Source organism: Mesorhizobium sp. WSM4840 (genome assembly GCF_055811755.1).
This window is the reverse complement of record NZ_JBVVQD010000007.1, coordinates 235,243-248,067: the sequence shown is the minus strand read 5'-3', so window position 1 is coordinate 248,067 and position 12,825 is coordinate 235,243. Positions and strand designations below refer to the sequence as shown.

Here is a 12,825-nt window from a genome sequence, read left to right as displayed (position 1 = left end):
CCCCTCAGTTGGGACAAAGCGCTCCAACGCAGATCACTTTCAAGGTTGACGCGAAAATCGCTTTCTTCACGGACGACTACGCAGCCTGACCGGTGCTTCGCCGAAAGCTCTGGAAAACGCCCTGGAAAATGCCGCGGCGGACGAAAACCCTGTTCGCCCGGCAATATCGGCCATGGCCACGCGCGTGTCGACCACCAGCCGGCGCGCGGCACCCAGCCGCAGCCTGAGATAATAAGCGCCCGGCGTCTCGCCGATCGAGTTGCGAAAGATGCTTTCCAGCGTTCTTGCCGTCACCCCGGCACGCTTCGCCACGGCAGCGATGGTCAAGGGCTGATCGACATGCGCTTCCATCAGCCGGATGGCTTGCGCCAGCCGCGGATCGTAGCCGTCGAGGCGGCCGAGCGAGACCAGCGGCTGCGCGTCGGTCGCCGCCCGCGCCTGGTCGTAGATGAAGACACTTGCCACATCGAGCGCGACGGCCATGCCGAGCCGCGTGCGGATCAGATGCAGCATCAGATCGAAGGTCGGCGAGGCGCCGCCGGAGGTGAAGACCGACCCGTCGATGACGTAGCGGTCGGGGCGTACATCGACGCCGGGAAAGGCCGACGAAAAATCCTCCATGTCCTCCCAATGGGTGGTGGCGCTGCGCCCCTCCAGCAGGCCGGCGCGTGCGACCAGCCAGGTGCCGGCTTCGACACCGCCGCAGGCGCGTGCGGCGCGCCCCGCACGGCGCAGGCCGGCAAGCAGGGCCGAGGTGGCATAGTTCTGCGTGCCGAACCCGGCGACGACGACAAGCATATCGGTTGTATCCGCCGCGTCGAAGCGGCCGCTGACCGCAACCGGCAGGCCGCATGTGGTGATTGGTGCTTCGCCGGTCACCGAAACCAGCCTGAAATCGAACAGCGTCTCGCCGGCAATACGGTTGGCGGCGCGCAGCGGATCGACGGTCGAAGCGACGCACATGATCGACGAACCGGAAAACACCAGCAGCGTCACCTTGAGCGGCGAGCGCTCGGCGCGAAAGATCGAAGGCTTTTCGTTTTTGATCATATGATCTTCGTAAAACGCAAAACAGTTTCCGGCAAGTCGGGCATTGTTGACATCTGTTCGATCGGGCCCATTTGGGGCCATGTTTGATCGGAGCCGTCTGTGCCGATTGGGAGAGTCCGATGCCGCTTGCAATGAACCGTGAGGTTTTCATTACCTGTGCCGTGACCGGGTCCGGCAGCTCGCAAGACCGCAGCCCGCATGTGCCGCGTTCACCCAAGCAGATCGCCGATTCGGCCATCGATGCGGCAAAGGCGGGTGCGGCGATCGTCCACTGCCACGTGCGCGATCCCGAAACAGGCAAGCCGCGCCGCGACGTGCACCTTTATCGCGAGGTAACCGAGCGCATCCGCGCGGCAGACGTCGACGTGGTGCTGAACCTGACCGCCGGCATGGGCGGCGATATGGTGTTCGGTTCGCCGGAAAACCCACTGCCGCTGAACGAGAAAGCCACCGATATGGGTGGCGCCACCAACCGCGTGGAACATGTGCGCCAGTGCCTGCCGGAGATCTGCACGCTCGACTGCGGCACGATGAATTTCGCCGAAGCCGACTATGTCATGACCAACACGCCCGGCATGCTGCGCGCCATGGGCGGCATGATGACGGCGCTCGGCGTCAAGCCGGAGATCGAGGCCTTCGACACCGGCCATCTGTGGTTTGCCAAGCAGCTGGTCGAGGAAAAGGTACTGGATCCGGACGCGCTCGTGCAATTGTGCATGGGCGTGCCATGGGGCGCGCCTGATGATCTCAACACCTTCATGGCCATGGTCAACAACGTGCCGTCGAACTGGAATTGGTCGGCGTTTTCTATCGGCCGCAACCAGATGGCCTATGCCGCCGCTGCGGTGCTGGCCGGCGGCAATGTCCGCGTCGGGCTCGAGGACAATCTCTGGCTCGACAAGGGCGTGCTGGCGACCAATGCGCAGCTGGTCGAGCGGGCGGTCAGCATCGTGTCGAACATGGGCGCAAGGGTCATCGGCCCGGATGAGGTGCGCAAGAAGCTCAACCTGACAAAGCGCGCGCCGCTTTGAACAAGTAATCGGTAGGGAGGAGCCGCCGATGAAGACCGTAAAATTCACCGCAATGAAGGACGGCGACCGCGACGATTACGCCTTCCTCACCGAGCACGAGATCGACTATGCGGCGAAGACCGGCGAACGGCTGCTTGACGCGCTTGTCCAACTCGACGAAGGCCTGTCCGGCTACAAGATCACCCGGCTCGGTCATTCACTGCAGGCGGCGACGCGCGCATGGCGCGACGGCGCCGACACCGACTGGCTCGCCTGCGCGTTGCTGCACGACATCGGCGACATCTACGCACCGTACAACCACGACGAATATGCAGCTTCGATCCTAAAACCTTTCGTGCGCGAGCAGTGCACCTGGGTGGTGGAAAAGCACGGCGACTTCCAGCGCCTCTATTATGCCCACCATCTCGGCGGCAATCCCCATGCGCGCGACCGTTTCGCCGGCCACCTTTATTTCGACGATTGCGACGAGTTCTGTGAGCGCTGGGATCAGTCGAGCTTCGATCCGGATTACGAGACGTTGCCGATCGACTTCTTCCGGCCCTTCGTGCTCGAAGTGTTCGCGCGCAGAGCCTATGACGCCACAGTGATCCGTGCCGGCGAACGCGTGCCCCTCATCGATTCCAAAGTAGCCAGGACAAGAACCGGAGCCTCCGCATGAGCATCATCACCAAGGCGGCTGCCATCGGCGGCGGCGTCATCGGCGCCGGCTGGGTCGCGCGCCTGCTCTTGAACGGCATCGACGTGTCGATCTTCGATCCCGATCCCGACGCCGCGCGCAAGGTCGGCGAGGTGATGAAAGGCGCGCGCCGCGCCTACAAGCAGATGCTGCCCGGCGGCGTGCCAAAAGAGGGCAAACTGACCTTTGCCAAGACCATCGCCGATGCCGTGGCCGACGCCGATTTCATCCAGGAAAGCGTGCCGGAACGGCTCGACCTGAAACACCGCGTGCTGGCCGAGATCGACCTTTATGCGCCGGCCAACGCCATTGTCGGCTCCTCGACCTCCGGCATTAAGCCGACCGACATGCAGGTGGCGATGAAGGAGCATCCGGAGCGGCTGGTCGTCGGCCATCCGTTCAACCCGGTCTATCTCTTGCCTCTGGTCGAGATCGTCGGCGGCGAACAGACCTTCCCCGAGGCCATCGAGGTCGCCAAGGAGATGTACGCCTCGATCGGCATGAAGCCGGTGGTCATCCGCAAGGAGATCGAGGCTTTTGTCGGCGACCGCCTGCTGGAGGCGGCATGGCGCGAGGCGCTGTGGCTGATAAAAGACGGCATCTGCACGGTCGAGGAACTCGACGACATCATGCGCTATGGCTTCGGCTTGCGCTGGGCGCAGATGGGCATGTTCCAGGTCTATCGCGTCGCCGGCGGCGAGGCCGGCATGCGCCATTTCATGGCGCAGTTTGGGCCATGCCTGAAATGGCCATGGACCAAGCTGATGGATGTGCCGGAGTTCAACGACGAGCTGGTCGACCTGATCGCCACCCAGTCGGACGACCAGGCACATGGCCTGTCAATCCGCGAGCTGGAAAAGATCCGCGACGACAACCTGATCGCGATCATGGAGGCGCTGTCGAAGCAGAACAAAGGCAAGGGCTGGGGCGCCGGCGCCTTGCACAAGGACTATACGAAGCAGCTCGCCAAGCTTGCAGCGAAGAAGCCCGCTATTTCCAAGGCGGCCGAAAAGGCCAACGCTGAAAAGCCGAAGAAAAAGAAGAAAGGCTGAGGCCATGGATTTTGGTCTTTCGGAAGAACAGAAACTCATCGTCGAGACGACGCGCGCCTTCGTCGAGAACGAGCTCTATCCGCACGAGCGCGAGGTCGAGCGCACCGGCGTATTGCGCCGCGAACTGATCGAGGAGATCAAGGCCAAGGCAATCGAAGCCGGGCTCTATGCCGCCAACATGCCAACGGAAGTCGGCGGCGCCGGGCTCGATACGGTGACCTGGCTGCTTTACGAAAAAGAGCTCGGCCGCGCCAATTACGCGCTGCATTGGACCTGCGTGGCGCGGCCTTCCAACATCCTTCTGGCCGGCACGCCGGAGCAGCGCGAGAAATATCTCTATCCCTGCATTCGCGGCGAGAAATGGGATTGCCTGGCGATGACCGAGCCGGGCGCCGGCTCCGATCTGCGCGGCATGAAGGCGACCGCCGTGCAGGATGGCGACGACTGGGTGCTGAACGGCACCAAACACTTCATCAGCCATGCCGATCTTGCCGATTTCGCCATCGTCTTCATGGCCTCGGGAGAGGAAGAGTCTTCGCGTGGAAAACGCAAGAAGATCACCGCCTTCTTCGTCGACAAGGGCACCAAGGGTTTTACGGTGCGTGACGGCTACCGCAACGTCTCGCACCGCGGCTACACCAATGCCATCCTCGAATTCGACGATTGCCGGCTGCCCGGAGCCCAGGTTCTCGGCGAGGTCCACAAGGGTTTCGACGTCGCCAATTCGTGGCTTGGCGCAACCCGCCTGCAGGTCGGCGCGACCTGTCTCGGCCGGGCCGAGCGGGCGCTTGGTCACGCCGTCGAATATGCCGCGCAGCGCCAGCAGTTCGGCCAGCAGATCGGCAAATTCCAGGGCGTGTCGTTCAAGCTCGCCGACATGGCGACCGAACTGAAGGCCGCCGACCTGATGGTGTTCGAAGCCGGCTGGAAGTACGATCAGGGCACCGTCACCGATCAGGACATGGCCATGGCCAAGCTGAAGGCCACCGAAATGCTTGCCTTCGTCGCCGACGAGGCGATCCAGATCCATGGCGGCATGGGGCTGATGGACGATCTGCCGCTGGAGCGCATCTGGCGCGACGCCCGCGTCGAGCGCATCTGGGAAGGCACTTCGGAAATCCAGCGCCACATCATTTCACGGGCGCTGCTGCGCCCGTTCGGGGGCTGATCAATGCACAGGCTTGAACGTCTTCTGCGCCCGCGAACGATCGGCGTGTTCGGTGGCGCGCAGGCCGCCGCCGTCGTCGCGCAGTCGATCAAGATGGGCTTTGCCGGCGAGATCTGGCCGGTGCACCCGAGCAAAGACGAAGTCGCCGGCCGCAAGGCCTACCGTTCGGTAGCCGATCTACCCGGCGCCCCCGACGCCGCCTTTGTCGGCGTCAACCGGCATTTGACCATCGAGGTGGTCAAGGCGCTGGCCGAACGCGGCGCCGGCGGCGCCGTCTGCTTTGCCGCCGGCTTCCTCGAGACCGAGGCCTATGACGAGGACGGCGAGCGGCTGCAGGCCGAGCTGGTCGCTGCGGCGGGCCAGATGCCGATCATCGGACCGAACTGCTACGGCCTGATCAACTATGCCGACGGCGCACTGCTGTGGCCCGATCAGCACGGCGGCATCAGGCTGGCCGAGGGCGGCCGCGGCGTCGCCATCATCACCCAGTCGTCGAACATCGCCATCAACTTGACCATGCAGAAGCGCGGCCTGCCGATCGCCTTTCTGATGACGGCCGGCAACCAGGCGCAGACCGGCCTCTCCGAAATGGCGCTTGGCCTAATCGAGGACGACCGCGTCACTTCGCTCGGCCTGCATATCGAGGCCTTCGATTCGGTAGCCGGCTTCGAAAGACTGGCCGCGCGGGCGCGTGAGCTGAAGAAGCCGATCATTGCCATGAAGGTCGGCCGCTCCGAGCAGGCGCGGCAGGCGACGGTTTCGCACACTGCATCGCTGGCCGGGTCGGATGCCGCCTCGGGCGCCTTCCTGAAGCGGCTCGGCATCGCCCGCGTCGATTCGATCCCGGCCTTCATCGAGGCGCTCAAGCTGCTGCACGTCACCGGCCCCCTGCCCGGCTATCGGCTGTCGTCGATGAGCTGTTCGGGCGGCGAGGCGTCTGTGATGGCCGACAGCGCCGAAGGCCGCAGGGTGAACTTTCCGACGCTGACCGATACGCATCGCGCCCACGTCAAATCGACGCTCGGGCCGCTGGTAGCGGTGGCCAACCCGCTCGACTACCACACGTTCATCTGGAACAACGAGCCGGCGATGACCGCCACCTTCACCGCCATGGTGTCGGGCGGTTTCGACCTCAACATGCTGGTGCTCGATTTCCCGCGCCCCGACCGCTGCTCGGACACCGACTGGTGGGCGACGCTGCGTGCCTTCGAATCGGCGCTGAAGACCAACAAGGCGCAAGGCGCGATCGTCTCGTCGCTGCCGGAGAACCTGCCCGAGGAATACACCGCCGGCCTGATGGCACGCGGCATGGTGCCGTTGTTCGGCATTTCCGAAGCCATGGACGCCGCCCAGGCGGCAGCCTTCATCGGCTGGGCCTGGCGCGAGCCGCAGGCGCAGCCGATCGACACCTCCGCTTCCGGGGCGCCGGCCGGCGACCATGTCACGCCTGATGAGGCCGAGGCGAAAGCGCGGCTGATCGAGGCTGGGCTTCCCGTGCCGAGGGGCGAACGCGCCGGCAATGCGGTCGAGGCGGTCATCTCCTCGATGGCGCTCGGCTTTCCGGTGGCGATGAAGGCTTTGGGCGTCACCCACAAATCCGAGCTCGGCGCGGTGCGGCTCAACCTCAGGGATGCCGAATCCGTCAGCACCGCCGCCCATGATCTCGATGCGCTAGGCACCGGCCTCTATGTCGAGCGCATGGTGCGCGACGGCGTCGCCGAGCTGCTCGTCGGTTTCACCCGCGACCCGATGTTCGGCGCGGTGATGACGCTCGGCACAGGCGGGGTGCTGGTCGAGCTGCTGCGCGACAGCGTCACTCTGATGCTGCCGGCAACCCGCGACGACATCGAGGCAGCGCTGCGCGGGCTCAAATTGTTCCCGCTGCTTGAAGGCTATCGCGGCCGGCCCAAGGCCGATGTCGCGGCGGCCATCGATGCGATATCAGGCATTGCCGCCTTCGTGCAGCAAAATGCCGGCGAGATCGAGGAGCTCGACATCAACCCGCTGATCGTCTGCGCGCAAGGCAAGGGCGCCTGGATCGCCGACGCACTGCTGGTGCTGGGAGAGAACAAAAATGTCTGACGTCATCACCACCCGCCGCGAGGGCACGATCCTCGAAGTCGTGCTCGACCGGCCCAAGGCCAATGCCATCGACCTGAAAACGTCGCGGCTGATGGGCGAGACGTTCAAGGCGTTCCGCGACGATCCGGATCTGCGAGTTGCCATCGTCAAGACCGCCGGCGACAAGTTCTTCTGTGCCGGCTGGGACCTCAAGGCCGCGGCCGGTGGCGATGCGGTCGACGGCGACTATGGCGTTGGCGGGTTCGGCGGACTGCAGGAATTGCGCGACCTCAACAAGCCGGTGATCGCCTGCGTCAACGGCATGGCGGTCGGCGGCGGCTTCGAGCTGGCGCTGTCCTGCGACCTCATCTACGCGTCGGATCATTCCTCCTTCGCGCTGCCGGAAATCCGTGCCGGCACGCTGGCCGACGCGGCAACGATCAAGCTGCCGAAGCGCATCCCCTATCATGTCGCCATGGACCTTTTGCTCACCGGCCGCTGGATGGATGTCGCAGAGGCGCATCGCTGGGGCCTGGTCAACGAGGTGCTGTCCAAGGAGAGGCTCGAGGACCGCGTCTGGGAGATCGCCCGGCTGCTCGCCGGCGGCCCGCCGCTGGTCTTTGCCGCGATCAAGGAGACGGCGCGGGTCGCCGAATCGCTGACCTTCCAGGACGCGATGAACCGGGTGACGCGGCGCCAATTGCCGACGGTTGACGCACTGTACGGCTCGGAGGACAATCTCGAGGGCTTTCGCGCCTTTGCCGAAAAGCGCGACCCGGTGTGGAAGGGGAAATGATACTGCGGAGATGATGGCGTTTCTTCCCACCCCCCTCTGGCCTGCCGGCCATCTCCCCCGCAAGGGGGGAGATTGGCAGCTTCGGCCCATCCGCCCTTCCTGCCGCGCTGGAGATTGGCGAAAGCCGATGCGACATCCAATCTCCCCCCTTGCGGGGGAGATGTCCGGCAGGACAGAGGGGGGTGTCCAGGCGAATTCATTGCGATCCGGTCAGCGCTCATGACCGACTACAAAAAACTCATAGACGCCGAGACATGGGCCTTCATCGAGCGGACCAATTCCTACTATCCGTCGGATACGATCGACTACACAATCGCCCAGCAGCGTCCGATCTACGACCGCATGTGCCGCGAGTTCTTTGCCGGCTATCCCCAAGGCGTGACGGCTGAAACCACCGTCATTGCCGCGCCCGCGCACGACGTCCTGATCCGCATTTATCGCAGCGCGGCGCCGAACGCCTCTGCGATGGTGCTCTATGTCCATGGCGGCGGTTTCATCCTCGGCGGACTCGATAGCCATGACGATGTCTGCGCCGAGCTTTGCGCTCGCACCGGCTATGAAGTGGTTTCGGTCGACTATCGGCTGGCACCCGAGCATCTGCATCCGGCCGCCTTCGACGACGTGATGGGCGCCTTCGAATGGGCCACCTCAACCTACGAATGCCCCGTCCTGCTTTGCGGCGACAGCGCCGGCGGCAATCTCTGCGCCTCCGTCAGCCATGCGACGCGCGGCCACGCGCGAAGGCCGATCGGCCAAATGCTGATCTATCCCGGCCTCGGCGGCGACCGCTCGCAAGGATCCTATGTGACCCATGCCGAGGCGCCGATGCTGACGGTGCGCGACCTCAATTTCTACAAGGATATCAGGACCGGCGGCGAGGACCGCACTGGCGACCTCACTCTGTGGCCGCTTGCCGACGCCGATTTTGCCAATCTGCCGCCGACCGTGGTGATCACCGCGCAATGCGACCCGCTGTCGTCAGACGGCGAGGCCTATCGCGACCGCGTCGTTGCGGCAGACGGCCACGCCTTCTGGTTCGAAGAGCCGGGGCTGGTGCATGGTTATCTCAGAGCCCGGCATACGGTCGGCCGCGCGCGCTCGAGCTTTACCCGGATCGTCGACGCGGTAGCGGTTCTGGGACGCGGCGAGTGGATCTGGTAAGGGGTCTAGCCCACCCCGCGTGATGCCGCGCGGCCGGCGCTGCGGCCCGGAAAAGATGCAGCCGCCGAGAAACGTGCCTTCCAGCGCCGCGTACCATGAGCGAATCGACGAGGAAGATGCCGCCGAGCGACTGGCCCGGCTCCTGGTCGACAATGATGGTCTTCTTGCCGGCCTCGGCCAGTTCGGCCGCGGCGACGAGACCGGCAAGGCCGGCGCCGACAATGATCGCATCCGCATCGTCAGCCATTTTGTTTGACTATGATCTTATCCGAAAACCGGTTCCCACTTTTCGCTGGCGCGGACCTTCGGTTCGGATCATGGTCAGCCTAAACCGTCTCCCAGCCTTCCTTCTCGCCGGCGCGGAAGATGGCGTCGATGACCTTCTGGTTGAGCACCGATTCCTCCAGCGTGAAGACGCGGTCCGTGCCGCCCTGTGCCGCCCGCGCGAACGCCTCGACCTCCAGCCGGTATTGCTGCATCCCGGGGAAGCGGAACACTTGCGCCTCGCTATGGTTCTGGTTGTGCAGCTCGACGCGATGGTGGTCATAGATTCCGGCGTTGAACGGCGAAAGCACCTCGATGAAACCCTTCTCGCCGTGGAATACCATCACCTGCCGCGCCGCCATCTGCGTCGACAGATAGAACGACAATTCGAAGTCGCCGAAATCGGCGCGGATCGAAGAATAGATGTCGGTGCCGAACGTCTTGTCGCGCTCGATCGTCGCCTGGACGCGCAGCGGCTCCTTGCCCGTCGAAAAGCGCGTCGACACCGTCGGGTAGACGCCGATGTCGGGCAGCGCGCCTCCGCCGAGGTCGAGCTGGTTGCGCATGTTCTTGGGATCGACATTGTAGTAGGAAAACGCGCCCTGCACATGGCGCAGCCGGCCGATGGCGCCGTTGGCGATCAGCTCGCGAACCTTGATCCACTGCGGGTGGTAGACGACCATGAAGGCTTCGCAGACGAGCACGTTTTTGGCGTCGCGCAGCTTGATCAGCGGCGGAATGTCGTTGGCATCGAGCGCCAGCGGCTTCTCGACCAGAACATGCTTGCCGGCCTCGATCGCCTTGGCGGTCCATTCGACATGCTGCGCGGTCGGCAGCGGGATGTAGACGCCGTCGATGTCCCTGGATGCGAGCAGCTCGCTATAGGAACCGAAGGCATGGGGCGCGCCGAAACGGTCGGCCAGGGCGCGGGCTTTCGACAGGTCGCGGCTGGCGATCGCCGACAGTACACCGTTCTCCGCCTCGACCATTGCAGGCAAAAGATGCTCGCGGCCGATCTTGGCCGTCGACAAAACACCCCATCGGAACATCAGGCTTCTCCCTCTTTAGATTGCAGGCGTCGAGGTTTGCCTGAAATCGGCAAAAAAGCCAATGAGAAGCATGGCAGCGAGCAAGGCGATCGTCTGCGGCTTGTTCGGATGCCGGCGCTGCCCCATAGCTTCTCTCCCCGCTCTCGCGGGGGCGAGGAAGAACCGCTCAACCCCTTCTACCTGTAAGCGTCATGTTGAAGTCGACGACGTTCGAATAGATCGGCGTGCCGACATCCATGCCGTAGCGCGACCGCAGCACCTTGCCGGTGACATGGAATTTTATCGTGCCTGCCTTGAGACCGGCGAGCTCGGCCGTGAACTTTTCCGAAAAAGTCTTGCCGCGCGCCGTCAGCCGACCGGTGACGAGGGCTGACGTCTCGCCGATGCGTCTCACGCTGGTCGAGCGGAACTGGATTTCCGGGTTGTTGGCGGCGTCGAACACCGCGTCGGAGCGAAGGAAGGCGTCGACGCGGCTCTGGCCGGTGCCGACGCTTTCGGGAAAGATGGTGATATTGACACGGGAGCGTCCGACATCGCTGTTGTCGATGCGGATCGAGCCCTTGAAGCGGGCGAAGGCGCCGGCGAGCCCGCCGCCGCCGGCCTTGCCGACGGAGAAACGGATGCTGGAACCGGCCGGGCTGATCGTGTAGCTGCCGGCAGCGTCGCTGAGCGCGACCGCCGCGAAAACAGGCATGGCAAGGCAACTGGCGACTGCTGCAAATCCGAAGATGCGTGCAACCATGGGCGTGATCCTTTTTTAGCGCCCTCGCCCTATTAACGAATGAGCCGCCTGCTCTATTCCGCGCTGTGATCCGACGAAGGCGTGATCATGCGCGTCAGTACTACGTCCTTCAGCCAGAAATGATGGCGCAGCGCCGCGGCGAAATGCAGGGCGACAAGTCCGATGCCGGCATAGGCGAGATACCAATGCGCCGAGGTCCAGAAGCTTTCCGCCGGGTCCGATTCCGCGAGTGGCAGGTCCGGCATGACGAACAGGTTGAACGGCACGCTCGGTATCTCCAGCATCGACACTGATACCAGTGCCCAGCCGGACAGAGGCAGCGCAAGCTGAAACACGTAGAGCGCAAAATGGACGAGCGGCGCCACGCGGCGCTCTAACGGCCCGACCGAGCGCGGCAGCGCCGGCACCGCATTGCCGAGCCGCCAGGCAATGCGCAGGATCACCAGCCCGAGCAGCAGAAAGCCGAAGGATTTGTGCAGCTGAATCAGTTCGAAGGCGGTGCGCTGGCTGGACACCCGCATCATAACAAAGCCGAGCACGAACTGGCCGATGAAGATCGCGGCGATCAGCCAGTGAAGGACGATTGCCGCCCAGCCGTAGCGGGTCGCAGAGTTTGTGATCCATATGGGCATGGGAAGTGAACGATGGCCGGGGCCGCCTTCTTCCACCCTCCCCCTTGTGGGACCCTTGTGGGGAGGGTCGCGCAGCAAATGCCGCCAAGCAGCTTTTGCGAAGCGGGATCTCGTAGGGCGCTACCCCCACCCCGTCTCGCAGCCTCCGCTTCGCTTCGACTGTGAGCCGACCCTCCCCACAAGGGGGGTGGCTTACCCGCTCATCTTGAAGAAATCGACGAAGGCTCGCAGCGCCGGCCGCATCTGGCGGCGGCTCGGATAGTAGACGAAAAAACCGTCGAAGGGCGGGCACCAGTCCTCCAGCACGCGAATGAGCTTGCCGTCGGCAATGGCATCGCGAACATAATCCTCGAATACGAAGGCAAGGCCGGCGCCGTCGATCGCCGCATTGGCGATAAGATGGTCCTCGTCGAGGATCAGCGGCCCTTGCACCGCCAGCTCGATCTCCTCGCCGTCCTTCTCGAATTCCCAGCGGTAGAGAATGCCGCTGGAGAAGCGGAAGCGGAGGCAGCGGTGACCGGCGAGATCGTGCGGATGGCGCGGTCTGGGCATGGTTGCGAAATAGGATGGCGCGCCGACGACGGCGCCGCGAAGGTTTGGCCCGACGCGCACCGCGATCATGTCGCGCTGCAGGCTCTCGCCGAGCCGGACGCCGGCGTCGAAGCCGCCTTCGACCACATCGGTGAAGCGGTCTTCGATGACGATCTCCAGCACGATGTCCGGATAGGCCGATGCAAAGGCGCCGAGCCGCGGCGTCAGCGCCAGATGCGCGGCGGTGCGCGGCACGGTCAGCCGAAGATTGCCGGCCGGCCGGTCGCGCGCCTCGACCGCCGCTTCCAGGGCCAGATCGATCTCCGACAGCGCCGGTCTCAGCCGCTCGAGCAGCTGCGCGCCCTCCTCGGTCGGGGCGACACTGCGCGTGCTGCGCGCCAGGAGCCGCACGCCGAGACGTGCCTCCAGGCTGGACACCGCATGGCTGACCGCCGATGGCGCGATGGCGAGTTCCCTGGCCGCGCCGCGAAAGCTGCCGCACTGGGCGACGGTTGCCAGCACCGCAAGCTGGGAAAGATGGGTTCGCGTCATTGATCTATTTCTTGGAACAGCCTGTGCAAATGAGAGCCGATTATCGAACGCGATGCAAGA

Annotated in this window: 12 protein-coding genes and 1 pseudogene; 7 read left to right on the top strand and 6 right to left on the bottom strand. The window is 64.3% G+C overall.

The features are described 5' to 3' along the window. Positions 1–66 precede the first annotated feature (66 nt). The gene (locus AC0L3I_RS13000) at positions 67–1,050 is read right to left on the bottom strand and encodes a GlxA family transcriptional regulator (RefSeq protein WP_473527128.1); all 984 of its coding nucleotides are present in this window, start codon (positions 1,048–1,050) and stop codon (positions 67–69) included. A gap of 119 nt (positions 1,051–1,169) precedes the next feature. Between AC0L3I_RS13000 and bcoG the strand changes: the two genes are divergently transcribed. From bcoG to AC0L3I_RS12965, 7 genes are all read left to right on the top strand, one after another. Further along, positions 1,170–2,081, top strand: a complete 912-nt coding sequence (gene bcoG / locus AC0L3I_RS12995) for a 3-dehydrocarnitine:acetyl-CoA trimethylamine transferase BcoG (protein ID WP_292179699.1) — start codon at positions 1,170–1,172, stop codon at positions 2,079–2,081. Positions 2,082–2,109: 28 nt separating this feature from the next. After that, positions 2,110–2,739 carry an HD domain-containing protein gene (locus tag AC0L3I_RS12990; protein WP_473527127.1) on the top strand — a complete coding sequence of 210 codons (630 nt, stop codon included), beginning with the start codon at positions 2,110–2,112 and terminating at the stop codon, positions 2,737–2,739. Continuing rightward, a complete protein-coding gene (locus tag AC0L3I_RS12985) occupies positions 2,736–3,809 on the top strand; it encodes a 3-hydroxyacyl-CoA dehydrogenase NAD-binding domain-containing protein (protein WP_473527126.1) in 1,074 nt (357 codons plus the stop codon). The genes AC0L3I_RS12990 and AC0L3I_RS12985 overlap by 4 nt, the downstream gene beginning before the upstream one ends. 4 nt (positions 3,810–3,813) lie before the next feature. Continuing rightward, entirely contained in the window at positions 3,814–4,977 is a 1,164-nt protein-coding gene (locus AC0L3I_RS12980; RefSeq protein ID WP_473527125.1) for an acyl-CoA dehydrogenase family protein, read from the top strand. A 3-nt stretch (positions 4,978–4,980) separates the two neighbouring features. Then, positions 4,981–7,059: an acetate--CoA ligase family protein gene (locus tag AC0L3I_RS12975; RefSeq protein WP_473527124.1), complete on the top strand. Its 2,079-nt coding sequence runs from the start codon at positions 4,981–4,983 to the stop codon at positions 7,057–7,059. Next, on the top strand, positions 7,052–7,834 hold the full coding sequence (locus AC0L3I_RS12970; RefSeq protein WP_473484408.1) for a carnitinyl-CoA dehydratase: 783 nt from the start codon (positions 7,052–7,054) through the stop codon (positions 7,832–7,834). Before AC0L3I_RS12975 ends, AC0L3I_RS12970 begins: the two co-directional genes overlap by 8 nt. A gap of 219 nt (positions 7,835–8,053) precedes the next feature. Then, positions 8,054–8,995 (top strand): alpha/beta hydrolase, encoded by a 942-nt coding sequence (locus AC0L3I_RS12965; protein WP_473484410.1) that lies wholly within the window; start codon positions 8,054–8,056, stop codon positions 8,993–8,995. A gap of 79 nt (positions 8,996–9,074) precedes the next feature. On the opposite strand, the pseudogene AC0L3I_RS12960 reads toward AC0L3I_RS12965, so the two are convergent. From AC0L3I_RS12960 to AC0L3I_RS12940, 5 genes and pseudogenes are all read right to left on the bottom strand, one after another. Next, positions 9,075–9,242 (bottom strand): annotated as a pseudogene (locus AC0L3I_RS12960) (FAD-binding protein); the annotation flags it as partial. 79 nt (positions 9,243–9,321) lie between these two features. Then, positions 9,322–10,308 carry a Gfo/Idh/MocA family protein gene (locus AC0L3I_RS12955; RefSeq protein ID WP_473484412.1) on the bottom strand — a complete coding sequence of 329 codons (987 nt, stop codon included), beginning with the start codon at positions 10,306–10,308 and terminating at the stop codon, positions 9,322–9,324. A gap of 166 nt (positions 10,309–10,474) precedes the next feature. Further along, positions 10,475–11,050, bottom strand: coding sequence for a YceI family protein (locus tag AC0L3I_RS12950; protein WP_473484414.1), 576 nt, complete (start codon positions 11,048–11,050; stop codon positions 10,475–10,477). A 53-nt stretch (positions 11,051–11,103) separates the two neighbouring features. Further along, the gene (locus AC0L3I_RS12945; protein WP_473484416.1) at positions 11,104–11,682 is read right to left on the bottom strand and encodes a cytochrome b; all 579 of its coding nucleotides are present in this window, start codon (positions 11,680–11,682) and stop codon (positions 11,104–11,106) included. Positions 11,683–11,874: 192 nt separating this feature from the next. Further along, positions 11,875–12,765, bottom strand: coding sequence for a LysR family transcriptional regulator (locus AC0L3I_RS12940; RefSeq protein ID WP_473484418.1), 891 nt, complete (start codon positions 12,763–12,765; stop codon positions 11,875–11,877). Positions 12,766–12,825: the final 60 nt, after the last annotated feature.

Bases quoted from the DNA above. Each gene is read 5' to 3' on its own strand.
- AC0L3I_RS12950 (WP_473484414.1), bottom strand. From the start codon at position 11,050: ATGGTTGCACGCATCTTCGGATTTGCAGCAGTCGCCAGTTGCCTTGCC.
- AC0L3I_RS12955 (WP_473484412.1), bottom strand. From the start codon at position 10,308: ATGTTCCGATGGGGTGTTTTGTCGACGGCCAAGATCGGCCGCGAGCAT.
- AC0L3I_RS12970 (WP_473484408.1), top strand. From the start codon at position 7,052: ATGTCTGACGTCATCACCACCCGCCGCGAGGGCACGATCCTCGAAGTC.
- AC0L3I_RS12990 (WP_473527127.1), top strand. From the start codon at position 2,110: ATGAAGACCGTAAAATTCACCGCAATGAAGGACGGCGACCGCGACGAT.
- AC0L3I_RS12945 (WP_473484416.1), bottom strand. From the start codon at position 11,682: ATGCCCATATGGATCACAAACTCTGCGACCCGCTACGGCTGGGCGGCA.
- AC0L3I_RS12940 (WP_473484418.1), bottom strand. From the start codon at position 12,765: ATGACGCGAACCCATCTTTCCCAGCTTGCGGTGCTGGCAACCGTCGCC.
- AC0L3I_RS12985 (WP_473527126.1), top strand. From the start codon at position 2,736: ATGAGCATCATCACCAAGGCGGCTGCCATCGGCGGCGGCGTCATCGGC.
- AC0L3I_RS12965 (WP_473484410.1), top strand. From the start codon at position 8,054: ATGACCGACTACAAAAAACTCATAGACGCCGAGACATGGGCCTTCATC.
- bcoG (WP_292179699.1), top strand. From the start codon at position 1,170: ATGCCGCTTGCAATGAACCGTGAGGTTTTCATTACCTGTGCCGTGACC.
- AC0L3I_RS12975 (WP_473527124.1), top strand. From the start codon at position 4,981: ATGCACAGGCTTGAACGTCTTCTGCGCCCGCGAACGATCGGCGTGTTC.
- AC0L3I_RS12980 (WP_473527125.1), top strand. From the start codon at position 3,814: ATGGATTTTGGTCTTTCGGAAGAACAGAAACTCATCGTCGAGACGACG.
- AC0L3I_RS13000 (WP_473527128.1), bottom strand. From the start codon at position 1,050: ATGATCAAAAACGAAAAGCCTTCGATCTTTCGCGCCGAGCGCTCGCCG.